Here is a 24,007-nt window from a genome sequence, read left to right on the forward strand (position 1 = left end):
TTCCACCAAGGAGAAATACCCCCATGCGTAAACCTTTTGCTTTTGCTCTGATGCTGGCTGCTGCCATGGGCCTGGCCGCTTGCGATAAAGCGAGCGAAGACAAAGCCCAAGACGCACAGCAACACGCCGAGCAAGCCCAGGAAAAAGCGGGCGAAGCTCAGGATAAGATGAACGAGGCCGCCAAGGAAAACGCCGAAGCCGCCAAAGATCAGGCCGAAGCCGAGCAGAAGGCCGCCGAAGAAGCCGCTCCGGCTACTCCGGCTCCGGAAGCCGCTCCAGCCACCCCAGCTGCTCCAGCCGAACCTGCCAAGCAGTAATCGGCGAAAACAAGAAAACCCGACATTGTCGGGTTTTTTTGTGCCTGAAACTTGGAGGTTAAACGTTTCAGGTGCCAGAGGCGGCGGTTTCCTTTGCGGGTTCGATCGAAACACTTTCGGTAGGTGTGAACACCATCACATCCAACACGTCCGAATGGAACTCGCGGCGATAAAGAATCAGCACTACCCCGACACTCATGCCCATGAACAACCACGGGCTGATGAACCAGCTCAACATGGCCATGCCAAAGTAATAGGAACGCAGACCCAAGTTGAACTGGTTGGCAGCAAGCGACAACACCCGCGCCGCCCGCGAGGCGAATGCCTTGCGCTCCAGTTCATTGACCAGCCGCTCACCGATCATTGGCGCCGACCCCACCAGTACTGCAGCGAAGTTGTATTGGCGCATGCACCAGCTGAAGGTGAAAAAGGCGTAGACGAATACCATGGCCAGGCACAGTAGCTTGATCTCGGACATGCCCTGGGAGGTCTGCTGCACCAGCGGCAGGTCGGCCAGCAGTGACAACGCCCGGTCGGAGGCCCCGAGCACGGTGAGGATACCGGCGAGAATGATCAGCGTGCTGGAGGCGAAGAACGAGGCGTTGCGCTCGAGATTGCCGATCACGCTGGCGTCGGCAATGCGGTTGTCGCGCAACAGCATGCGGCGCATCCAGTCTTCGCGGTACAGGTGCAGCACGCTGGCCAGGCACGCGGTGTCGCGGCCCTTCCAGATGGCATAGCGGGTATAACCGCCCCAGCACAGGGCGAACCAGGCGATGGCCAACAGGTTGTTCAAGTTGCTTTGGATGAAATTCATGCAGGATTCCCGGGAGGGCCAGATACCTGAAGGATAGGGACCGGATTTCGACGCTGGCAAGCGGCAAAAGGCACACCTGAACAGTGAAAGCAGGCGCGATCGGTTGTAGGAGCGGCCTTGTGTCTCGATGGGCCGCGAAGCAGCCCCGGCAATACATGCTGCGAAGCTGAAATCATGGGGGCGCTTCGCACCCATCGCGACACAAGGCCGCTCCTACAACTGATCGCGTCAGCCGAGAAGTTTGTGCCAGGTGGCCGAACATGCAAACAAAAAGCCCCGCATCCTCTAGGATGCGGGGCTCTTGAGTTTCCACCCTTGGCGAGCACCCTTCGGCTTGTGGCCGGCGCTGCCCTCAGGCTTCGACTATCAGGCCAGCGCTTCGCGCGGCTTGCCAAGCATGCGATCGCAGGCCACGGCGCCAACCAGGGTCACCACCGAAGGCACCAGCCAGGCCAGGCCTTGGTCGCTCAGTGGCAGGTGGGCCATGAAGTCCGGCAACACGTGGGCAATGCTGCTGCCCTTGATCGCATCGACCATGCCGAACAGCAGCGACACCAGCATCACTGGCGCCAGGATGCGGGTTGGCGAGTTCCACAAGTCCTTCACGAAGCTCAGCCCGACCACCACGATGCACGGCGGGTAGATCGCGGTGAGCACCGGGATCGAGAACATGATCAGCTTGGTCAGGCCAAGGTTGGAGATCAGCAGCGAGAAGCCCGCCAGGATCACCACCAGTGCGCGGTACGACAGCGGCAGAACCTGGCTGAAGTACTCGGCGCAAGCACAGGTCAGGCCAACCGCTGTCACCAGGCAGGCCAGCGCGATCAGCACGGCGAGGAAGCCGCTGCCCAGCGAGCCGAAGGTGTGCTGCACATAGGCATGCAGTACCGCCGCGCCGTTGGTAGCGTCAGCCGCGATGTCGTGGCTGGTTGCCCCCAGGCGGAACAGGCTGATGTACACCAGGGCCAGGCCGACACCGGCGATCAGGCCGGCGATGATGGCATAGCGGGTAATCAGCTTCGGCGACTCGACACCGCGCGAGCGGATGGCGTTGACGATGACGATACCGAACACCAGGGCACCCAGCGTGTCCATGGTCAGGTAACCATCGGAGAAGCCCTTGGAGAACGCTGCGGCGGCATAGGCCGGCTGCGCTTCACCGATGGTGCCGGCAGGCAGCGCGAATGCGGCGATGCCCAGTACCGCCAGGGCGATGATCTTCAATGGCGCCAGGAAGCGGCCCACGGTGTCGAGCAGCTTGCCCGGGTACATGGACACGGCCAGTACCACGAGGAAGTAAACCAGGCTGTAGATGAACAGCGCCAGCGGGCTTTCACCGGTCAGCGGCGCAACGCCCACTTCGAACGATACGGTCGCGGTGCGCGGGGTGGCGAACAGCGGGCCGACCGAGAGGTAGCACACGGCCGCCAGCAGGCCACCGAAGAACTTGCCGATCGGGCTGCTCAGGGCGTCCATGCCGCCACCGACCTTGGCCAGGGCGACCACGGTGATGACCGGCAGGCCCACGGCGGTAACCAGGAAGCCGAGAGCCGCCATCCATACGTGCGGACCAGACTGCAGACCAACGATAGGCGGGAAGATGATGTTGCCAGCGCCCACGAAAAGCGCAAACGTCATAAAGCCAAGCGCCAGGATATCCTGGCCTTTGAGAACTTTCATTTAAGGTAGTACCACACTGCTGAAATCGGGATTCGAGAGGGGATTTCCCTTTGGATGAGGGGAAATGCTGCCCGGCTTGATAGGCCAGACCCGTTTAGCGTGTCGTTCCCTTTTGGGGCACGGGCACAGAGTGAACGCGTAATGTAACTGTTTTGTCAGTCAAACGCACTGGCACAGTGCTGCTTGTCCGATGTGCGTACATGTTTGTCGTCTGTGCGACCGAGGACAGCGAGAATTATCCCAGTATTGGGAAGTTCGTCTGCGTGAAAATTCCTATCAAACTCATCGAAAAATCCATGTTGCCTGTACTGGCCTCTTCGCGGGTAAACCCGCTCCCACAGGTGCTTCGCAATTCTCAAGGTTATTGATTTCCTGTGGGAGCGGGTTTACCCGCGAAGAGGCCGCCACAGGAATACCCAGCCCCAGAAACGACAAAGGCCACCCGAAGGTGGCCTCTGTGCGCGTGGGGGGTGTAGCAGTATTACTTCTTGACTTCCCAGCCAGTCAGCTCGGCCAGGGCCTTGCCGATGTCAGCCAGGGAACGCACGGTCTTCACACCAGCGTCCTGCAGAGCGGCGAACTTCTCGTCCGCAGTGCCCTTGCCGCCAGAGATGATGGCGCCAGCGTGGCCCATGCGCTTGCCCGCAGGTGCGGTAACACCGGCGATGTAGGAAACGACAGGCTTGGTGACGTTGGCCTTGATGTAGGCCGCAGCTTCTTCTTCAGCCGAACCGCCGATCTCACCGATCATGACGATCGCTTCGGTCTTCGGGTCTTCCTGGAACAGCTTCAGGATGTCGATGAAGTTGGAGCCCGGGATCGGGTCACCGCCGATGCCGACGCAGGTCGACTGGCCAAAGCCGGCGTCGGTGGTCTGCTTCACAGCTTCGTAGGTCAGGGTGCCGGAACGCGAAACGATACCGACCTTGCCTGGCAAGTGGATGTGGCCTGGCATGATGCCGATCTTGCACTCGCCCGGGGTGATGACACCTGGGCAGTTAGGGCCGATCAGGGTCACGCCCAGTTCGTCGCACTTGACCTTGGCATCCAGCATGTCCAGGGTAGGAATGCCTTCGGTGATGCACACGATCAGCTTGATGCCGCCGAAGGCAGCTTCCAGGATCGAGTCCTTGCAGAAAGGAGCCGGAACGTAGATGACCGAAGCGTCAGCGCCGGTAGCTTCCACAGCTTCTTTCACGGTGTTGAACACTGGCAGGCCCAGGTGGGTGGTGCCACCCTTGCCTGGGGTTACGCCGCCGACCATCTTGGTGCCGTAGGCGATGGCCTGTTCGGAGTGGAAAGTACCCTGCGAGCCGGTGAAGCCCTGGCAGATGACTTTGGTGTCTTTATTGATCAGGACGCTCATTACTTGCCCTCCGCAGCTTTGACAACTTGTTGAGCAGCGTCGGTCAGGCTGGTTGCCGCAATGATGTTCAAACCGCTTTCTGCCAGTACTTTAGCGCCCAGTTCGGCGTTGTTGCCTTCAAGGCGAACGACGACCGGCACTTTGACGCCGACTTCTTTCACTGCACCAATGATGCCTTCGGCAATCATGTCGCAGCGAACGATGCCGCCGAAGATGTTGACCAGGACGGCCGCGACATTGCTGTCGGACAGAATGATCTTGAACGCTTCGGTAACGCGCTCTTTGGTAGCACCACCACCAACGTCGAGGAAGTTGGCCGGCTTGCCGCCGTGCAGGTTGACGATGTCCATGGTACCCATGGCCAGGCCGGCACCGTTGACCATGCAGCCGATGTTGCCTTCGAGGGCAACGTAGTTCAGTTCGAACTTGGCAGCGTGGGCTTCACGAGCGTCGTCCTGCGACGGGTCGTGGAAGGTTTTCAGCTTGGGCTGACGGTACATGGCGTTGGCGTCGATGTTGATCTTGGCATCGAGGCAGTGCAGGTCGCCGTCGGCCTTGATCACCAGCGGGTTCACTTCCAGCAGGGCCAGGTCGTGATCCTTGAACAGCTTGGCCAGACCCACGAAGATCTTGGCGAACTGTTGAACTTGCTTGCCTTCCAGGCCCAGCTGGAATGCCAGCTCGCGACCCTGGAACGGCTGAGCGCCGACCAGCGGGTCGATGGTGGCCTTGAGGATTTTCTCAGGCGTTTCGTGAGCGACTTTCTCGATGTCCACGCCACCTTCGGTGGAAGCCATGAACACGATACGGCGGCTCGAACGATCGACTACAGCGCCCAGGTACAGCTCTTTGGCGATGTCAGTGCAGGATTCGACCAGAATCTTGGAGACGGGTTGACCGTTGGCATCGGTCTGGTAGGTAACCAGATTCTTGCCCAACCACTGTGCAGCGAACGCCTTGGCGTCTTCTTTGCTGCGAACCAGCTTGACGCCGCCCGCCTTGCCGCGACCACCCGCGTGAACCTGGGCTTTTACCACCCACTCGTTCCCGCCGATCTTGTCGCAGGCTTCTGCAGCTTGCTCAGGGGTATCGACAGCGAAACCCTTGGAAACTGGCAGGCCGTATTCAGCGAACAGCTGCTTACCCTGATACTCGTGAAGATTCATGCTTTTTACCGTCTTCGTTAGGTACTGCGCTTCGGCGCTGCGCCATCACTGGCGCCGCACCACCTGTGACCGTTGACCCCGGGTTTTCCCGTGTGATCCGGTCCGGCGGACTTTCCGCGGTGAGTCATGCACGCAAGACTCACGACGGGCAGCCCGCCGTGGTTTCTTATAATTAACGCTTCTTACGGTTGGCCACGTGAATGGCGCCGCCATTCACCGCCAGCGCTGCTTCATGCAACGCTTCGGACAGGGTCGGATGGCTGAAGACCATCATGCCCAGATCCTCGGCACTGGTGCCGAATTCCATTGCGATTGCGCCCTGCTGCACCAGTTCGGCAGCCGATGGGCCAATCACGTGTACACCCAGGACGCGGTCGGTCTTGGCATCGGCGATGACCTTGACGAAACCACCGGTGTCGTTGGCAGCCATCGCACGGCCGCTGGCCGCGAACGGGAAGGTGCCCACGTTAACCTCAACGCCTTCGGCCTTCAAGGCCTGTTCGGTCTTGCCGACCCACGCGATTTCCGGGTGGGTGTAGATGACCGACGGGATCAGGTCGTAGTTCATCTGGGCCTTGTGGCCCTTGATGCGCTCGACCACCATGATGCCCTCTTCCGAGGCCTTGTGGGCCAGCATCATGCCGCGGACCACGTCACCGATGGCATAAACGCCAGGAACGCTGGTAGCGCAGTAGTCGTCGACGAAGATGTAGCCACGCTCGTCGATGGTCACGCCGCTGTCGGCAGCCAGCAGATCGGTGGTCACAGGGCGACGGCCGACCGCGACGATCAGCTTGTCGAAGGTGATCTTCTGCTCGCCCTCGGCGTTGGTGTAGGTCACTTCGACTTCGTTGCCGTTGACTTTCGAGCCGGTGACGCGCGCGCCCAGCTTGATATCCAGACCTTGCTTGGTCAGGGTCTTCTGGGCTTCTTTCGACACGGCGGTGTCGGCAGCCATCAGGAAGGTGTCCAGGGCTTCAAGCACGGTGACTTCAGCACCCAGGCGAGCCCATACCGAGCCCAGTTCCAGGCCGATAACGCCAGCACCGATAACACCCAGACGCTTCGGCACGGCCTGGAATTCCAGGGCGCCGGTGGAATCGACGATGACGTTCTGGTCGACCGGAGCCGGTGGAATGTCGATCGGGCGCGAGCCGGAAGCCAGGATCACGTTCTCGGCTTCGATGACTTCGGTAGTGCCGTCAGCCTTGGTGACTTCGACTTTCTTGCCGGCCAGCAGCTTGCCGTGGCCCTGGATCGAAGTAACGCCGTTGGCCTTGAACAGGGTGGCAACGCCACCGGTCAGGTTCTTGACGATGCCGGCCTTGCGGCCAACCATCGCAGCGACGTCCATCTTCACTTCGCCAGTGGAGATACCGTGGACGTTGAAGCTCTCTTTGGCTTCCTTGTATTTCCAGGAGCTGTCCAGCAGCGCCTTGGAAGGAATGCAACCTACGTTCAGGCAGGTGCCGCCCAGGGCCAGCTTGCCCTCGGCGTCGGTGTATTTCTCGATACAGGCAGTCTTCAGACCAAGTTGTGCGGCCTTGATGGCAGCCACATAGCCGCCAGGACCTGCACCAATCACCACTACGTCGAATTTCTGGGTCATAAAAGATTCCTTATCAGCTACAAGCTACAAGCCGCGAACCGCGCGGCATGGCTTCCTGCGAAGCCAGGGCCGGCACGGTACGCAGCCAGAGGGTTAGATGTCCAGCAGCAGGCGAGACGGATCTTCCAGCAGGTTCTTGATGGTGACCAGGAAGGTTACCGCTTCCTTGCCGTCGATCAGGCGGTGATCGTACGACAGCGCCAGGTACATCATCGGGCGAATCACCACCTGGCCATTGATGGCCATCGGGCGCTGGATGATGTTGTGCATGCCGAGAATGGCGGCCTGCGGCGGGTTGACGATCGGGGTCGACATCATCGAACCGAAGGTACCACCGTTGGTGATGGTGAAGGTGCCGCCGGTCATCTCTTCGATGGCCAGCTTGCCGTCACGGGCCTTCTTGCCGAAGGTGGCGATGCCGTTCTCGATTTCCGCCAGGCTCATCGACTCGGCGTTACGCAGTACCGGTACCACCAGGCCACGGTCGCTGGACACGGCAACGCCGACGTCGGCGTAGCCGTGGTAGACGATGTCGTTGCCGTCGATCGAGGCGTTGACAGCCGGGAAGCGCTTCAGGGCTTCGGTGGCAGCCTTGACGAAGAACGACATGAAGCCCAGGCGTACGCCATTGTGGGTCTTCTCGAACAGGTCCTTGTACTTCGAACGCAGGGCCATGACTTCGGTCATGTCGACTTCGTTGAAGGTGGTCAGCATGGCCATGTTCGACTGGGCTTCGACCAGACGCTCGGCGATCTTGGCGCGCAGGCGGGTCATCGGCACACGCTTCTCGGTGCGGTCGCCAGCGGCAACCACAACCGGGGCAGCAGCGGCAGCGGCGGCAGGCTTGGCAGCTGCAGCAGGCGCCGACTTCTTGTTGGCGACGGCAGCGACGACGTCTTCCTTGGTGATGCGACCACCTTTGCCGGTGCCGGCAACGGAAGCCAGGTCGATGCCGTTTTCTTCAGCCAGCTTGCGCGCGGCCGGGGCGGCAACCGGGTCTTCTTCGCCAGCGTCGGCAGCAGCGGCAGCCGGGGCAGCAGCGGCCGGGGCGGCAGCAGGTGCAGCGGCAGCAGCACCGCCTTCAACGATCGAACCCAGCACTTCGTCGGACAGGACGGTGTCGCCCTCGCCCTTGACGATGGCACCCAGCACGCCGTCGGCGGTGGCCAGTACTTCCAGGACGACCTTGTCGGTCTCGATGTCGACGATCAGCTCGTCACGCTTGACTGCATCGCCCGGCTGCTTGTGCCAGGTGGCAACGGTGCCATCGGCAACCGATTCCGGGAAGGTTGGGGCTTTGATCTCGATAGCCATTATCTGTGTTTCCTTAAATTCGGTTTCAGGTGCGCGAAGGCATTAAACAGTGAAGGCGTCTTGCAGCAGTTTTTCCTGCTGTTCGGCGTGCTTCGATGCGTAACCACAGGCTGGCGCGGCGGAAGCGTCGCGGCCGGCGTATTCCAGGACCAGTGCCTTGTTGTGGCGGCCCAGGATACGGCGCATGTGGTGCTGGCTGCTGTACCAGGCGCCCTGGTTCATCGGCTCTTCCTGACACCAGACTGCATGCTTGAGGTTGGTGTAAGGCGCCAGGATTTCGACCAGGTCGTCCTCAGGGAACGGATACAGCTGCTCGATACGCACGATGGCGATGTCTTCGCGGCCTTCGGCACGGCGTTTTTCCAGCAGGTCGTAGTAAACCTTGCCGCCGCACAGGACCAGGCGTTCGACCTTGGCCGGATCGAGGCTGTCGATTTCCGGGATCACGGTCTGGAACGAGCCTTCTGCCAGCTCTTCCAGGGTCGAGATGGCCAGCTTGTGGCGCAGCAGCGACTTCGGCGTCAGCACGATCAGCGGCTTGCGCAGCGGACGGATGACCTGGCGACGCAGCAGGTGGTAGATCTGGGCCGGGGTGGTCGGTACGCAGACCTGGATGTTGTGCTCGGCGCACAGCTGCAGGTAACGCTCCAGGCGCGCGGAGGAGTGCTCCGGGCCCTGCCCTTCATAACCGTGGGGCAGCAGCATGGTCAGGCCACACAGACGGCCCCACTTGTGCTCGCCGCTGGTGATGAACTGGTCGATCACCACTTGCGCACCGTTGGCGAAGTCGCCGAACTGGGCTTCCCAGATCACCAGCGCGTTCGGCGTGGTGGTCGAGTAGCCGTATTCGAAGGCCAGTACCGCTTCTTCCGACAGGAAGGAGTCGTACAGTTCGAACTGTGGCTGGCCCGGGAACAGGTTCTTCAGCGGTACGTAGGTGCTGGCGTCCTTCTGGTTGTGCAGCACCGCGTGACGGTGCGAGAAGGTGCCACGGCCGATGTCCTGGCCGGTCATGCGGATCGGGTGACCTTCGAACTGCAGGGTGGCGTAAGCCATGGTCTCTGCATAACCCCAGTTGATCGGCAAGCCACCGGCCTGCATCTTCTGGCGGTCTTCGTAGATCTTGGCGACCTGGCGCTGGACGACGAAACCTTCCGGGATCTCCAGCAGCTTGGCCGACAGTTCCTGCAGGGTCTTGAGGTCGAAGCGGGTGTCGTGACGCGCGGTCCAGGCATGGCCCAGGTACGGACGCCAGTCGACGAACAGCTCGCGGTTCGGCTCCTTGACCAGGCTCTTCACCACATGCAGGCCGTTGTCCAGCGCGTTGCGGTACTCGTCGATCTTGGCCTGGGCGCGCTCGGCATCGATGCGGCCGGCCTGGATCAGTGCCTCGGCATACAGTTCACGAGTCGTGCGCTGCTTGCTGATCTGCTGGTACATCAACGGCTGGGTGCCGTTCGGCTCGTCGGCCTCGTTGTGGCCGCGACGGCGGTAGCAGACCAGGTCGATGACCACGTCACGCTTGAACTGCATGCGGTAGTCGATGGCCAGCTGGGTCACGAACAGTACGGCTTCCGGGTCGTCGCCGTTCACGTGCAGGATCGGCGCCTGGATCATCTTGGCAACGTCGGTGGCGTACTCGGTGGAGCGCGCGTCCAGCGGGTTGCTGATGGTGAAACCAACCTGGTTGTTGATCACGATGTGCACGGTGCCGCCGGTCTTGAAACCGCGGGTCTGCGACATCTGGAAGGTTTCCATGACCACGCCCTGGCCGGCGAACGCTGCGTCGCCGTGGATCGAGATCGGCAGCACCTTGTCGCCAACGGTGTCGTTGCGGCGGTCCTGACGGGCGCGCACCGAACCCTCGACCACTGGGGAGACGATTTCCAGGTGGGACGGGTTGAACGCCATGGCCAGGTGCACTTCGCCACCCGGGGTCATCACGTTCGAGGAGAAGCCCTGGTGATACTTCACGTCACCGGAGCCCAGCTCGTTCATCTTCTTGCCTTCGAACTCGTCGAACAGCTCGCGCGGGTTCTTGCCGAAGGTGTTGACCAGCACGTTCAGGCGGCCACGGTGGGCCATGCCGATGACGACTTCCTTGGTGCCGTAGGAACCGGAACGCTGGATCATCTCGTCCAGCATCGGGATCAGGCTTTCGCCGCCCTCGAGGCCGAAACGCTTGGTGCCCGGGTACTTGGTGCCCAGGTACTTCTCAAGGCCTTCACCGGCGGTCACGCGCTCGAGCAGGTGGGCCTGCACGTCAGCGGAAAACTCCGGACGGCCGCGCACGCTTTCCAGGCGCTGCTGGAACCAGCTGCGCTGCTCGGAATCGACGATGTGGGTGAACTCGGCGCCAATGGTGCGACAATATGTCTTCTGGAGCGCCTCGAAGATCTCGCGTAGGCTCGCTTCCTCTTTGCCGATGAACAGGTCGCCGGCACGGAAGGTCGTATCAAGATCGGCATTGGTCAAGCCGTAGTGATTGATCGACAGGTCTACGGGCGCAGGACGCTGCCACAACCCCAACGGGTCGAGCTTGGCAGCCTGATGGCCGCGCATACGATAGGCCTGGATCAGTCGCAGAACTTCAACCTGCTTCTTCTCGTGTTCACTGCTCACGCTCCCGGCGGATACCGGTTGGGCGCGGCGCTGGTTCTTTGCCAGCAGTACGAAATGGTCGCGGATTGTCGAGTGCGATACATCGGTAGCGGTGCTGCCGTCGGCGGGCAACTTCTGGAAGTAGGTGCGCCACTCTTCTGGCACAGCGTTAGGGTCGTGCAGGTAGAGCTCATAAAGCTCTTCCACATATGCAGCGTTACCACCTGAAAGGTGGGCGCTTTCCCACATGCGCTGCATCACGCTTTCTTGCATGCTTGGTCACCCTCGGTTAGGGGACTGATCGGCGAGAGCCACAGCAAACCTGGAAAAGTCCGAAAACAGCGACTGAACCACGCCACCTGGATCCTGCTGATTTTCCGGGTACCAGCCCGGAAAGCCCCTGCTGGTCTCATATCTTCATAGGTATGAACGCAGGCTTTGTGGGCCCTTGTTCGGGTTTTACCTCAGTGCGGGCTCACCACCCGCACCTCGGCTTACTGCAGGTACAACTCTTTGTATCAGGTGCCGCTTTGCAGCAGCATGTTACGTACGTGGCCGATTGCCTTGGTCGGGTTCAGACCTTTCGGGCAAACGTTGACGCAGTTCATGATCCCGCGGCAGCGGAATACGCTGAACGGGTCATCCAGCGACGCCAGGCGCTCCTGGGTCTTGGTGTCACGGCTGTCGGCCAGGAAGCGGTAGGCCTGCAGCAGAGCGGCGGGGCCCAGGAACTTGTCCGGGTTCCACCAGAACGACGGGCAGGAGGTCGAGCAGCAAGCGCACAGGATGCACTCGTACAGGCCGTCCAGCTTGTCGCGATCTTCCGGCGACTGCAGGCGCTCGATGGCCGGCGCCGGAGTATCGTTCTGCAGGAACGGCTTCACCTTCTCGTACTGCTTGTAGAAGATGCTCATGTCGACGACCAGGTCACGAATGACCGGCAGGCCCGGCAGCGGGCGCAGAACCAGCTTGTTGCCCTTCACCACCGCCGACAGCGGGGTGATGCAGGCCAGGCCGTTCTTGCCGTTGATGTTCATGCCATCGGAACCGCAAACGCCTTCACGGCACGAGCGACGGTAGGAGAAACCTTCGTCCTGCTCTTTGATCAGTGCCAGCACGTCCAGCACCATCAGGTCCTTGCCGCCGGTATCGACCTGGAAGGTCTGCATCTTTGGCGCCGAATCGGTGTCCGGGTTGTAACGATAAACTTCGACTTGCAACATAGCGGCCATCCTCAGTAAGTCCGGACTTTTGGTTCGAAGGCTGGAACAGTCTTCGGCGCAAAGTTGACGCCACGCTTGGCGACGCGCTTCTCACCCGGGTAGTACAGGGTGTGGCACAGCCAGTTTTCGTCGTCACGGTCTTCGAAGTCTTCACGGGCGTGAGCGCCGCGGGACTCTTTACGGGCTTCGGCCGCAATGGCGGTAGCTTCGGCGACTTCCAGCAGGTTCTGCAGCTCCAGCGCTTCGATACGCGCGGTGTTGAAGGCCTGGGACTTGTCGTTGATCTTGACGTTGGCGATACGGTCACGCAGACCGGCCAGCTGCTCGATACCCTTCTGCATGTATTCGCCAGTACGGAATACACCGAAGTAGTTCTGCATGCAGCTCTGCAGCTCGCGCTTCAGGCTGGCAACGTCTTCACCGGTGGTGCGCTCGTTCAGCTTGTTCAGGCGGTTCAGGGCAACATCGACGTCGGTGTCGCTGGCGTCGCGGTATTCCACGCCTTCGGTCAGCGCCTTCTCCAGGTGCAGGCCGGCGGCACGGCCGAACACCACCAGGTCGAGCAGCGAGTTGCCGCCCAGGCGGTTGGCACCGTGTACCGATACGCACGCCACTTCACCTACGGCGAACAGGCCCGGGATGATGTGATCGTTGCCTTCGGCGTCCATGGTGATGGCCTGGCCATGAATGTTGGTGGCAACGCCGCCCATCATGTAGTGGCAGGTCGGGATGACCGGCACCGGCGCGACCACAGGGTCGACGTGGGCGAAGGTCTTGGACAGTTCGCAGATACCTGGCAGGCGGCTGTGCAGCACTTCCTCGCCCAGGTGGTCCAGCTTCAGCAGTACGTGGTCCTTGTTCGGGCCCACGCCGTTGCCGGCGATGATTTCCTTGACCATGGAACGGGCGACCACGTCGCGGCCGGCCAGGTCTTTCGCGTTCGGCGCATAACGCTCCATGAAGCGCTCGCCGTGGGCGTTGATCAGGTAGCCACCCTCACCGCGGCAACCTTCGGTGACCAGTACACCGGCGCCGGCGATGCCGGTCGGGTGGAACTGCCACATTTCGATGTCCTGCACTGGCACGCCGGCACGCAGGGCCATGCCCACGCCGTCACCGGTGTTGATCAGGGCGTTGGTGGTGGAGGCGTAGATACGGCCGGCACCGCCAGTGGCCAGCACGGTGGCCTTGGACTTGATGTACAGGGTCTCGCCGGTTTCGATGCAGATCGCGATCACGCCAACGAATGCGCCGTCCTGGTTCTTCACCAGGTCAACTGCGTAGTACTCGTTGAGGAAAGTGGTGCCGGCTTTCAGGTTGCCCTGGTACAGGGTGTGCAGCAGCGCGTGACCGGTACGGTCGGAAGCGGCGCAGGTACGGGCAGCCTGGCCACCCTTGCCGAAGTCCTTGGACTGACCACCGAACGGACGCTGGTAGATACGACCGGTTTCGGTACGCGAGAACGGCAGGCCCATGTGGTCCAGCTCGAAGACCGCAGCCGGGCCTTCCTGACACATGTATTCGATAGCGTCCTGGTCACCGATGTAGTCGGAGCCCTTGACGGTATCGTACATGTGCCAGCGCCAGTCGTCGTTCGGGTCGGCCGAAGCGATGGCGCAGGTGATGCCGCCCTGGGCGGATACAGTGTGCGAACGGGTCGGGAAGACCTTGGTGACCACGGCAGTCTTGTGGCCGCCTTGAGCCAGCTGCAGCGCAGCGCGCATGCCGGCGCCGCCGCCACCGATGATGATGGCGTCGAAGGAAATGGTTGGAATGCTAGCCATGGATCAGATACCCCAGAGAATCTGCACACCCCAGACGAAGTAAGCGAACATCGCAACGCCGCATACCGCCTGGAACAGGAAACGAATCGCAGTTGCCGACTTGCCGAACGACATTGGCGTCAGGTAGTCGGTCGCAATGGTCCACATGCCGACCCAGGCGTGAGCGCCCAGGGCAACGAGGGCCAGCAGACTGAAGATCCGCATCGCGTTGTTGGAGAACAGACCATGCCACTGGGTGTAGTCGATGCCTGGGTGGGCGACCACGTAGCCGATCAGGAAGAGGAAGTAAGCCGCGAGAACGACCGCAGAAACGCGCTGCGCCATCCAGTCATAGAGGCCCGAACGCGACAGGTTCGTGACATTGGTTACCATACCCAAACTCCCACCAGAACGATCAGCACCACGGAGATGACGATCACGATTTTCGAGCCCAGCTTGCCGCCTTCCAGCGTCTCACCGATGCCCATGTCCATGATCAGGTGACGTACACCTGCCACGAGGTGATAAAGCAGGGCGGACAGCAGGCCCCAAGTCACGAATTTGGCCAGCGGGCTGGTCAGACACGCCTTCACCTCACCGAAGCCTTCCTCGGAACCCAGCGACTTGCCCAGTGCATAAAGCATGATGGCAAGGCCGAGGAACAGGATGACGCCGGAGATACGATGCAGGATGGACGTGTACGCAGTGACGGGGAGCTTGATGGTCCTTAGGTCTAGGTTTACAGGTCGTTGGCTTTTCACGGCTTTTTTCACACTGAAGAGCCCCTAGCGAATCAGGGCAAAGTTGTTGGTAAGTGTACTGGTCAGGTACCCACCACCCAGGGAACGGCGACCCCCAGCAGTTCGGGCTTGCAAGCCCCTGGCGGTCGGGTTGCGAGTATAGACAGTTAGGCTGCTTATGACAACGTGACGGGGTAGCCCAAATAGCGCATTGCCTTTAGCTTGCAAAAGGCGTAAATGGGCGAGAATTTCGCGAAAAATCAGGCCTCAATGCCTGTTTCAACAAGCCTTTAGGCAAATTGACATCTGAATTTATCCCTCTATAGTGGTGCGGGCCCTGCGTGGGGGGTCTGTCTGATGATTTCAAGCATTAATAGGAGGCCACATGGCTGACAAAAAAGCGCAGTTGGTCATCGAGGGCGCTGCCCCCGTCGAGCTGCCCATTTTAACCGGCACCGTTGGTCCTGATGTAATCGACGTCCGCGGGTTGGGGGCCACTGGTCACTTCACCTTCGACCCTGGTTTCATGGCGACTGCCTCGTGCGAGTCGAAGATCACCTACATTGACGGCGACAAAGGTATCCTGCTGCACCGCGGCTACCCGATCGAGCAACTCGCCGAACAGTCCGACTACCTCGAAACCTGCTACCTGCTGCTCAACGGCGAACTGCCGAATGCCGAGCAGAAGGCCCAGTTCGTCAGCACCGTGAAGAACCACACGATGGTTCACGAGCAGCTGAAGTCCTTCTTCAACGGCTTCCGCCGCGACGCCCACCCGATGGCGGTGATGTGCGGCGTGGTCGGCGCCCTGTCGGCGTTCTATCACGACTCCCTGGACATCAATAACCCGCAACACCGCGAAATTTCCGCGGTGCGCCTGGTCGCCAAGATGCCGACCCTGGCCGCGATGGTTTACAAGTACTCCATGGGCCAGCCGATGATGTACCCGCGCAACGACCTGTCGTACGCGGAAAACTTCCTGCACATGATGTTCAACACCCCGTGCGAGATCAAACCGATCAGCCCGGTGCTGGCCAAGGCGATGGACCGGATCTTCATCCTCCACGCCGACCACGAGCAGAACGCCTCCACTTCTACCGTTCGTCTGGCCGGTTCGTCGGGTGCCAACCCGTTCGCCTGTATCGCCGCCGGCATCGCCGCACTGTGGGGCCCGGCCCACGGCGGTGCGAACGAAGCGGTACTGACCATGCTCGATGAAATCGGCGATGTCTCCAACATCGACAAGTTCATCGCCAAGGCCAAGGACAAGAACGACCCGTTCAAGCTCATGGGCTTCGGTCATCGCGTGTACAAGAACCGCGACCCGCGCGCCACCGTGATGAAGCAGACCTGCGACGAAGTCCTGCGCGAACTGGGCATCAAGAACGACCCGCAGCTGGAACTGGCCATGCGCCTGGAAGAGATCGCCCTGACCGATCCGTACTTCATCGAGCGCTCGCTGTACCCGAACGTCGACTTCTACTCGGGGATCATCCTCAAGGCGATCGGCATTCCGACCAGCATGTTCACCGTTATCTTCGCCCTGGCACGTACCGTGGGCTGGATCTCGCACTGGAAAGAAATGCTCTCCAGCCCGTACAAGATCGGCCGCCCGCGCCAGCTGTACACCGGCGAGCAGAAGCGCGACATCGTTGCACTGCAGGATCGCAAGTAAGCGTTGATCGCCGAACGCAAGAAGGCTGCCCTCGGGCAGCCTTTCTTATTTCTGCTTTCCTGTGCCGGCCTCTTCGCGGGTAAACCCGCTCCCACAGGGCCCCCACAGGCCCGCAGATCTGTGGAGATCCTGTGGGAGCGGGTTTACCCGCGAAGAGGCCAGTACAGACAGTACAATGCCTCAGTTTTTCTCAGCCCGCTCCCGCAACCCTTTCAGGGTATTGAACGGCGCATCCACCACGAACTTGTTGGCCACCATCGCCGGCACGCTACCGCCCGGCTCGGTGTGTACCTGATAGGTCACTTCCGTGCTGTCACCCTTGGGCACCAGTTTCCAGAAGCCTTCGACCTTCGCGACCCGCACAAAGCCCTTCTCTTCCGGGATATAGGTCGGCTCTTCCTTCAGGTTGCGCACCAGGCTGCCATCAGCCCCCTTGACCGTGGTCACATGCAACACCGAGTCCCGCGGCGTCACCGGCCATGGCGTATTGAACTGGGTGTAGGTCCAGCTCTGATCACCTTCGTGCTTGAGCAGCTTCTGCGACTTGCATTCGTGAATCCAGGCACAAGCCCCGGCCACGTCCTCCTGCAACGCCTGCACCTTGGCCAGCGGCGCCTTGATCAAGGTGACGCCTTGATAGGCCTTGTACTTGGAACCGGCCACTTCGCTGAGGGAAACCTTGATCCCCTCCTCGTCCTTGGCCACCTGCCAGTTTTCGGCCCAGGCCGCAGGCGACAGCAGAACACCCATGCCACACAGCAGTGCAATACGCTTGAACGATCTCATCATGTTTATCCTTGTTGTCGAAGATCCAGCTGTCACGCCGCCGTCATCTGCTCCCACCAACCGAGAATCCTGATGGCCTCGTCACGGTCACTGCCGCACACCTCGACATCCGCCTTGAAACCGCCACACACTGCCGGCCGCTCGGGCTTGCCGAACAGGTCGCAGAGGTTGTCGACGGTCAGGTGCAGGCAGCGCTCGCCAGCCGGCTTGCCATTGGGCATGCGCGGCATCGCAGAGGTGATGGACGGGGCGATGCAGCAGGCACCACAACCCTCACGGCAATTCATGGCTATTCACCAAATCAGGACTCCCTGGAACAAAACGGGACGAACGTCCCTGGATAGTAACCGCTCAAACAGGCGTTTGAAATTGCTGGCATGATGAAATCTGCCGTGACCCGGCAGTCAGTTCACCGGCTACTGGCGGTACTCGAAATCGATGGCCGCCCCTTCCACGTCGCGACGGCTGTCATTGCGCAGCTGCAGCTGCATTTCGTTGCTGATCAACCGGCCATTGAGCTGGAACGGGCTGTCACTGGTCTCCGGCTTTTCAGTGAACATGGGCGGCAGCAAAGGTTTGCGTCGCTGTATCGGCGAAGGGCTGCCCACATTCGGCTCAAGGTTATCGACCATGTCGGCCGGCAGACTGAGGTCAAGCTTCGCCTTGGGTAGCGGCTGGGCAATCTCCTTGCTCACCGGCTTGCGTGCCGCCCTGGCCTTGCTGCTACCGGTTTTTTTTGCCGCCTGCTTGTGCGCAGGCCTGGCTGCAGCCTTCTGCGCCGGCTTGGCTTTCTGCACCGGCTTGGCCGCCTGCGCCTGGCCTGCCGGCTGCGCAGCCTGGGCAACACCAGCCAGGCTGCACAGCGGTACAAGACACAGAATCAGGGCAAAACGGCGCAAAGCATTCATGGCAAATGGACAGGCTGGCAGGAAAAGTGCGTATGCTCCCTGTTCCACGGGCGCGTGGCAAGCCTACAAAAGGGCTGCCGCTGGCTCCCGGCACAATTGCTGGGCCAGCAAACCGAGCGTGATCACCGCGCGCTCGGCCTCTTTGTTCCAGGGTATGCCGCAATTAAGGCGTATGCAGTGGTTGAACTGCTCGGTATTACTGAAGATCAGCCCCGGCGCAATACTGATGCCCTGCTCCAGCGCGCGCACATGCAGCTCCTGGGTATTGACCCGCCCCGGCAGGCTCACCCACAGAATGAAACCGCCCGTCGGCCGGGTCATCTGGGTACCCTCGGGGAAGTGCTGCTGCACCGCCAGCTGGTAGGCACTGAGGTTCTTGCGGTACTCCTGGCGAATGTAACGCAGGTGCCGGTCGTAGCCGCCATTTTCCAGGTAGGCCGCCACACCCATCTGCGTCACGCTGCAGGCCGAGTGGGTGGTGAAGGTTTGCAGGCGCTGGATTTCATCCTGATAGCGACCGGCGACCATCCAGCCGACCCGCACCCCGGGGGACAGGGTCTTGGAAAAACTCGAGCAGTAGATCACTCGGTCCAGCCGGTCGAACGCCTTCAGCGCCTTGGTCTTGCCCTGCTCGAACATCAATTCGCCATAGATGTCATCCTCGACAATCTGGATATCGAAGTCCGACGCCAGGCGCAGCAACTGCTTCTGCCGCTCTTCCGGGACAGTGCCACCCAGCGGGTTGCTAAGGCGCGCGGTCAGGACCAGGGCCTTGATAGACCATTGGTTGGCCGCCAGCTGCAGGGCCTCGAGGCTGATGCCGGTGGAGGGGTCACTGGGGATCTCGATCACCTTCAGGCCCAGCAGGTCAGCCAGTTGCAACAGCCCGTAATAGGTAGGCGATTCGGCGGCAATCAGGTCGCCCGGACGAGTCAGCACGCGCAGCGACATCTGCAGCGCATCGACACAGCCATGGGTCACGATCACTTCACGCGGGTCGACCAGCACACCGGCATCACGCATGCGAATGGCGATCTGCCGGCGCAGCGGCTCGAAACCGGGGCTGAACATGTAGCTGAAGGCACGCGGACTGTGGAAGCGCGTCACCTTGGCAATCTGCTGGTGCAAGGCACGGACCGGCAGATAGTCGACGTGCGGCACCGCGGCGCCGAACGGGAACACGCCATCACGGCGAGCCTCGGTCAGTACCTGCTGGATGATACTGGCGCGGGTGACCAGGCCGGGGCGCTCTACCCGAGCGATGTCCGGCGTCTGCGCAGTCAGGGCCGGGGTCTGGTGCACATAGTAGCCGGACTGCGGCCGCGCACGGATCAGCCCCTGATCCTCGAGATTGGCATAGGCCTGCAGCACCGTGGCATGGCTGACGTTGAGCTGGGCGCTCATCTTGCGCACGGAGGGTACCCGCTCGCCTGGCTGGTAGACACCGCGACGGATGTCATCGGCCAGTTGCTGGGCGATACGCTGGTACAACAGCAGGTTGGTCATGGCTGGCTCTCGACGCGAGGACGGGCTCGTTGTTCTTGTGTCGCTCACTGACGGTAGAGGATACCGTAACAGTTGCAAAGTGTACTGGGACAGATGGCAGGATAGTCAACAATACAGTTGCGTGACAGCGATGGAAACGATCAAGCCTGGGTATGCCGACGAAAAGCCGGGAGCGCTTTGCGCCCCTTTCGCGACACGAGGCCGCTCCTACAGGAACCGTGCATACCTTGAAGTTAACACTGTACCTGTGGGAGCGGCTTTAGCCGCGAACACCGGCAAAGCCGGTGCCATCCACCGCACCGCCAAGCGGTCAGCGCGCTGGCGCCAGCTTGCCCTTGTCATCGGAGAACACGATCTCCACGCGGCGGTTCTGCGCCCTGCCCCGCTCCGAGGCATTGGCCTCGATCGGGTACTGGTCGCCGTACCCCTCGACCTGCAGACGCTTCTCGTCAATGCCCAGGTCCACCAGCATGTCGGCCACGGCCTGCGCCCGGTCGCGGGACAGCTTCAGGTTTTCTTCGGCCGGCCCGGTACTGTCGGTGTAGCCCTCGATCCGCACCACCCGGCGCGGATTGAGCTGAAGGAACTGCACCAGCTTGAGCACGGTACGGCTTGCCGAGTTCTTCAGGTCGGCGCGGCCGGTGTCGAACAGCACGTCCCCCAGGGTCATTACCAGACCACGGTCGGCCTGCTCGGAGGCCAGCGCAGCGATCTGCGACTCGACCCACTTGCCCTGCTGCTGAACACTGGCCAGTTTGGCCTCACGCAGGGCCAGCTGCAGGCGCTGGCGCTCCAGGTCGAGCTTGGCCTGGCGCTCCTGGTTCAGCGCCAGCTTGGCATGCTCGCTGGCAATTTCGCTGTAGCGCTGGCTCAGGTAGGCGTAATGGCGCACGTCGGCACCGGTGCCGATGTAGCTGGACAGGCGCTCGGCGCGGGCCAGCGACTCGCCGGCGCGAATCACGTCACGCGGCGCACTGCGCAGCACATTGGAATCATCCTTGACCTTCTGGAAGGCCGCGGCAGCGTCATCCAGTGCTGCGCTGCTGCGCTGGCTGGCGCAACCTTGCAAACCTGCGGCCAGCGCCAGCACGGCCAGCGCGGCCAATGGCACACGACGGATCATGGCTGCACCTCCAACTGCTTGCGCAGGCGCTGCACCCGCGACTGCAGCAATTGCAGCTGCTCTTCGCTCTTCTGGTTCAACACCTGGGCCTCGGCCAGGCGTGCATCCAGTTCGGCCTGCTCGGCACGCATGCGCGCATCGCGGTAGTCTTCGGTGAGCATGTTGGTCTTGGCCCGGGCCAGCTTGTCTTCAGCCAGCTTGAGCGCATCGACCTGCTCGGTGGCACCGACGGCCCTGGCCTGCGCCAGTGCCTGTTCGGAGATGCGCATCTGCTCGTCAGGGGCCGGATCGTTGGCGCAGCCAGCCAGGCCAAGCACGGCCAGGGCAAGGATTAATGGTTGGGTTCTCACGCAATCTTCCTAATGTTTGGGGGCGTCCGACGGCACCTGCAGCTGCGCTTTCCAGCGCTCGACATTACGTTGCAGCACGGCTTCGGACGCACCGGAGATCGGCAATTCTGTCAGTTTTTTCGCCAGTTGCCCACGCAACCAGCTGTCATTGCAAGCCGAATTGTGGGACAGGGCCAAGTACAGACCCGGCCGATCCACCGGCAGGCCGCGGGCGATCAGGTCATTGCTCATGCCCAGGCTCTGGGCCATGGCCATGCCCGAATAGCGGCCAGCGAGCACATAATCTACCTGGCCGAGCACCAGCTTCTGGAACGCCTGGGTCAGGTTCTGTGCCGGCACCAGCTTCAGCTGGGCCTTGGCGAAAGCGGTAAAGGCCGGGGTCAGCCGCGCGCGCTCGGACAAACTGCCCTGGTACTGCGCCAGGTCCGCCGGGCCTTCGAAGGCCAGTGTGGCGTCGTGGCGCGTCCACACCAGGTATTCGTTGAGCTGCAAGGGTGGGTGGATATAGTCCAGCGCAGTCAGTTGCTCCACCTGCATGGGGGTGTCGAGCAGCAGGTCCATGCGCCCGCTGCGTACCTCTTCCAGCGCCTGGTCACGACGGCCGGCGCTCAGCACCTCCACTTTCACGCCCAGCTCGCCAGCCACCTGGCGCAGCAGGTCGACGTTGGCGCCGATCAGGTGTTTCGGGTCGTTCGGGTCCTGCCATGAATAGGGCGGCGCATCAGGGCTGCCGGTTGCTACCAGGCGTTCGCATTTACCTGCGGCCATGGCCAGTGGCGACATCAACAGCGCCACACATGCCAGCGCCCAGCCCGTTCCGCGCAACGTCATCCCTCACTCCTTGTATTGCTTCGCACCCTAGCGGCACACGCCGCCCCTGTAGGAGCAGCCTTGTGCTGCGAAAGGGCCTGCATGAACAACAAATATCTATGGCTGTGACTGCCTCTTCGCAGCACAAGGCTGCTCCTACAGGGGCCAGGACAGGTCATAAAAAAACCCGGCCCCCTGTACAAGGGCCGGGTTCTTTATAAGTGAAGCAGGCGGATCAGACCAGCTTTTCCAGCTCCGGAACCGCTTCGAACAGGTCAGCGACCAGGCCGTAGTCGGCTACCTGGAAGATCGGCGCTTCTTCGTCCTTGTTGATCGCCACGATCACCTTGGAGTCCTTCATGCCGGCCAGGTGCTGGATCGCGCCGGAGATACCGACGGCGATGTACAGCTGTGGCGCTACGATCTTGCCGGTCTGGCCGACCTGCATGTCGTTCGGCACGAAGCCTGCGTCGACCGCGGCGCGCGAAGCACCGACGGCAGCGCCGAGCTTGTCGGCCAGGCTGTACAGGTGCTTGAAGTTGTCACCGTTGCCCATGCCACGGCCGCCGGAAACGACGATCTTGGCAGCAGTCAGCTCTGGGCGGTCGGACTTGGCCAGCTCTTCACCAACGAAGGCCGAGATGCCGGCGTTGTGCGCGGCGCCGACGGCTTCGATGGCAGCCGAACCACCTTCGGCGGCCACGGCGTCGAAGCCGGTGGTACGCACGGTGATGACCTTGATGGCGGCGCTCGATTGCACGGTGGCAATGGCGTTACCGGCATAGATCGGGCGCTTGAAGGTGTCGGCGGACTCGACCGAGATGATCTCGGAGATCTGGTCCACGTCCAGCAGCGCGGCAACGCGCGGCAGGATGTTCTTGCCGTTGGTGGTGGCCGGGGCCAGCACGTGGCTGTAACCCTTGGCCAGCTCGACGATCAGCGGCGCGACGTTTTCTGGCAGGGCGTGGGCGTAGGCGGCGTTATCGGCAACCAGTACCTTGGCCACGCCAGCGATCTTGGCTGCGGATTCGGCAACGCCGCCCACGTTCTGGCCAGCAACCAGCACGTGCACATCACCACCGATCTTGGCGGCAGCAGCAACAGTGTTCAGGGTGGCCGGGGCTACGGCACCGTTTTCGTATTCAGCGACAACCAGGATAGTCATTTAGATTACCTTCGCTTCGTTCTTCAGCTTCTCGACCAGTTCGGCCACCGATTTGACCTTGATGCCAGCGCTGCGGGCAGCCGGGGCTTCAACCTTCAGGGTCTTGTTGGTGGAGGCGAGGGAAACGCCCAGCGCGTCTGGAGTGACGGTCTCCAGCGGCTTCTTCTTGGCCTTCATGATGTTCGGCAGCGACGCGTAGCGTGGCTCGTTCAGGCGCAAGTCGGTGGTGACGATGGCCGGCAGGTTCAGTGCAACGGTCTGCAGGCCGCCGTCGATTTCACGGGTGACGTTCAGCTTGTCGCCAGCCACTTCGACCTTGGAGGCGAAGGTGCCCTGGGCGAAGCCGGTCAGCGCAGCCAGCATCTGGCCGGTCTGGTTGTTGTCGCTGTCGATGGCCTGCTTGCCGAGGATGACCAGCTGCGGCTGCTCTTTGTCGACAACGGCTTTCAGCGCCTTGGCCACGGCCAGGGAATTCAGTTCGTCAGCGGCTTCGACCAGGATGGCACGGTCGGCACCCAGGGCCAGGGCGGTACGCAGCTGCTCCTGGGCAGTGGTCGGGCCGACGGAAACAACGACGATCTCGGTGGCGACGCCCTTTTCCTTCAGGCGTACGGCTTCTTCCACGGCGATTTCGCAGAAGGGGTTCATGGACATCTTGACGTTAGCAAGGTCGACGCCGGAGTTGTCCGCCTTGACGCGAACCTTGACGTTGTAGTCGACCACTCGTTTGACAGCTACAAGAACCTTCATGGATTCCTCGTTACTCTCCGGTGAATAGATAGTCGCCTGGGGCCAGGCCCGGCGATGCGCGTGGGTACAAGGGCACCTCTAAAAACGTACCGGGAGGCGGTAACTTCACAGTGACCGAACAGTCTTGTCCGGACTCTTGCGACGAATACTTACGGGTCATTTTCTGTCGTGGCGTGTAAACTCCACTACAAACCGGCCCAAGGCCGCAAAACCCTGCTCCACACCTGGTCTTTAGAGGTGTACCTGCGCCCGGCTGCAAGCCTACGGCGAACGTAAAACCGCTCGTATCTTGACCGTAACACCCAATCCGGTCAATACGGCAAATCGGTCACCCTCCA

22 protein-coding genes are annotated in these 24,007 nt (G+C 61.5%); 2 read left to right on the forward strand and 20 right to left on the reverse strand.

Features of this window, described 5'->3' with window-relative positions:
• Positions 1 to 23: 23 nt before the first annotated feature.
• Entirely contained in the window at positions 24 to 317 is a 294-nt protein-coding gene (locus RIN61_RS03005; protein WP_015271093.1) for a hypothetical protein, read from the forward strand.
• A 67-nt stretch (positions 318 to 384) separates the two neighbouring features.
• On the opposite strand, the gene RIN61_RS03010 is transcribed toward RIN61_RS03005, so the two are convergent.
• From RIN61_RS03010 to sdhC, 11 genes are all read right to left on the reverse strand, one after another.
• Complete coding sequence (locus RIN61_RS03010) at positions 385 to 1,134, reverse strand: DUF599 domain-containing protein (protein ID WP_112252982.1); 750 nt, start codon at positions 1,132 to 1,134, stop codon at positions 385 to 387.
• A 366-nt stretch (positions 1,135 to 1,500) separates the two neighbouring features.
• Complete coding sequence (brnQ, locus tag RIN61_RS03015) at positions 1,501 to 2,814, reverse strand: branched-chain amino acid transport system II carrier protein (RefSeq protein WP_112252983.1); 1,314 nt, start codon at positions 2,812 to 2,814, stop codon at positions 1,501 to 1,503.
• A 481-nt stretch (positions 2,815 to 3,295) separates the two neighbouring features.
• Positions 3,296 to 4,180, reverse strand: coding sequence for a succinate--CoA ligase subunit alpha (sucD, locus tag RIN61_RS03020; RefSeq protein WP_004376004.1), 885 nt, complete (start codon positions 4,178 to 4,180; stop codon positions 3,296 to 3,298).
• On the reverse strand, positions 4,180 to 5,346 hold the full coding sequence (sucC, locus tag RIN61_RS03025; RefSeq protein ID WP_003254205.1) for an ADP-forming succinate--CoA ligase subunit beta: 1,167 nt from the start codon (positions 5,344 to 5,346) through the stop codon (positions 4,180 to 4,182). Before sucC ends, sucD begins: the two co-directional genes overlap by 1 nt.
• A 172-nt stretch (positions 5,347 to 5,518) precedes the next feature.
• The gene (gene lpdA / locus RIN61_RS03030; protein WP_003254207.1) at positions 5,519 to 6,955 is read right to left on the reverse strand and encodes a dihydrolipoyl dehydrogenase; all 1,437 of its coding nucleotides are present in this window, start codon (positions 6,953 to 6,955) and stop codon (positions 5,519 to 5,521) included.
• Positions 6,956 to 7,048: 93 nt separating this feature from the next.
• Positions 7,049 to 8,269: a 2-oxoglutarate dehydrogenase complex dihydrolipoyllysine-residue succinyltransferase gene (gene odhB, locus RIN61_RS03035; RefSeq protein WP_112252984.1), complete on the reverse strand. Its 1,221-nt coding sequence runs from the start codon at positions 8,267 to 8,269 to the stop codon at positions 7,049 to 7,051.
• A 42-nt stretch (positions 8,270 to 8,311) separates the two neighbouring features.
• A complete protein-coding gene (locus tag RIN61_RS03040; RefSeq protein ID WP_112252985.1) occupies positions 8,312 to 11,143 on the reverse strand; it encodes a 2-oxoglutarate dehydrogenase E1 component in 2,832 nt (943 codons plus the stop codon).
• 245 nt (positions 11,144 to 11,388) lie between these two features.
• The gene (locus tag RIN61_RS03045) at positions 11,389 to 12,093 is read right to left on the reverse strand and encodes a succinate dehydrogenase iron-sulfur subunit (RefSeq protein ID WP_028690457.1); all 705 of its coding nucleotides are present in this window, start codon (positions 12,091 to 12,093) and stop codon (positions 11,389 to 11,391) included.
• A gap of 11 nt (positions 12,094 to 12,104) precedes the next feature.
• Entirely contained in the window at positions 12,105 to 13,877 is a 1,773-nt protein-coding gene (gene sdhA, locus RIN61_RS03050; protein WP_112252986.1) for a succinate dehydrogenase flavoprotein subunit, read from the reverse strand.
• Positions 13,878 to 13,880: 3 nt separating this feature from the next.
• Positions 13,881 to 14,249 carry a succinate dehydrogenase, hydrophobic membrane anchor protein gene (sdhD, locus tag RIN61_RS03055; RefSeq protein ID WP_003254214.1) on the reverse strand — a complete coding sequence of 123 codons (369 nt, stop codon included), beginning with the start codon at positions 14,247 to 14,249 and terminating at the stop codon, positions 13,881 to 13,883.
• Complete coding sequence (sdhC, locus tag RIN61_RS03060; protein WP_012315350.1) at positions 14,243 to 14,629, reverse strand: succinate dehydrogenase, cytochrome b556 subunit; 387 nt, start codon at positions 14,627 to 14,629, stop codon at positions 14,243 to 14,245. Before sdhC ends, sdhD begins: the two co-directional genes overlap by 7 nt.
• Before the next feature lie 352 nt (positions 14,630 to 14,981).
• On the opposite strand from sdhC, the gene gltA reads away from it, so the two are divergent.
• Positions 14,982 to 16,271: a citrate synthase gene (gene gltA / locus RIN61_RS03065; RefSeq protein ID WP_016711651.1), complete on the forward strand. Its 1,290-nt coding sequence runs from the start codon at positions 14,982 to 14,984 to the stop codon at positions 16,269 to 16,271.
• A 180-nt stretch (positions 16,272 to 16,451) separates the two neighbouring features.
• On the opposite strand, the gene RIN61_RS03070 is transcribed toward gltA, so the two are convergent.
• The 9 genes from RIN61_RS03070 to RIN61_RS03110 all read right to left on the reverse strand — a co-directional run bounded on the left by RIN61_RS03070 (position 16,452) and on the right by RIN61_RS03110 (position 23,669).
• Entirely contained in the window at positions 16,452 to 17,057 is a 606-nt protein-coding gene (locus tag RIN61_RS03070) for an START domain-containing protein (RefSeq protein ID WP_112252987.1), read from the reverse strand.
• Positions 17,058 to 17,089: 32 nt separating this feature from the next.
• Positions 17,090 to 17,344: a YkgJ family cysteine cluster protein gene (locus tag RIN61_RS03075; protein WP_025339973.1), complete on the reverse strand. Its 255-nt coding sequence runs from the start codon at positions 17,342 to 17,344 to the stop codon at positions 17,090 to 17,092.
• Between the two features lie 129 nt (positions 17,345 to 17,473).
• A complete protein-coding gene (locus tag RIN61_RS03080; RefSeq protein WP_112252988.1) occupies positions 17,474 to 17,965 on the reverse strand; it encodes a hypothetical protein in 492 nt (163 codons plus the stop codon).
• A gap of 63 nt (positions 17,966 to 18,028) precedes the next feature.
• On the reverse strand, positions 18,029 to 19,471 hold the full coding sequence (locus RIN61_RS03085) for an aminotransferase-like domain-containing protein (protein WP_112252989.1): 1,443 nt from the start codon (positions 19,469 to 19,471) through the stop codon (positions 18,029 to 18,031).
• Positions 19,472 to 19,781: 310 nt separating this feature from the next.
• Entirely contained in the window at positions 19,782 to 20,594 is an 813-nt protein-coding gene (locus RIN61_RS03090; protein WP_112252990.1) for an OmpA family protein, read from the reverse strand.
• The gene (locus tag RIN61_RS03095) at positions 20,591 to 20,944 is read right to left on the reverse strand and encodes a DUF4398 domain-containing protein (RefSeq protein ID WP_112252991.1); all 354 of its coding nucleotides are present in this window, start codon (positions 20,942 to 20,944) and stop codon (positions 20,591 to 20,593) included. Before RIN61_RS03095 ends, RIN61_RS03090 begins: the two co-directional genes overlap by 4 nt.
• 9 nt (positions 20,945 to 20,953) lie before the next feature.
• Positions 20,954 to 21,775, reverse strand: coding sequence for a substrate-binding periplasmic protein (locus RIN61_RS03100; RefSeq protein ID WP_112252992.1), 822 nt, complete (start codon positions 21,773 to 21,775; stop codon positions 20,954 to 20,956).
• A gap of 214 nt (positions 21,776 to 21,989) precedes the next feature.
• Positions 21,990 to 22,919, reverse strand: coding sequence for an electron transfer flavoprotein subunit alpha/FixB family protein (locus tag RIN61_RS03105; RefSeq protein ID WP_085691592.1), 930 nt, complete (start codon positions 22,917 to 22,919; stop codon positions 21,990 to 21,992).
• Positions 22,920 to 23,669, reverse strand: coding sequence for an electron transfer flavoprotein subunit beta/FixA family protein (locus tag RIN61_RS03110; protein ID WP_014590265.1), 750 nt, complete (start codon positions 23,667 to 23,669; stop codon positions 22,920 to 22,922). It lies immediately after the preceding gene.
• Positions 23,670 to 24,007: the final 338 nt, after the last annotated feature.

The sequence above is a fragment of the Pseudomonas inefficax genome, assembly GCF_032164165.1.
Taxonomy (GTDB): Bacteria; Pseudomonadota; Gammaproteobacteria; order Pseudomonadales; family Pseudomonadaceae; genus Aquipseudomonas; species Aquipseudomonas inefficax.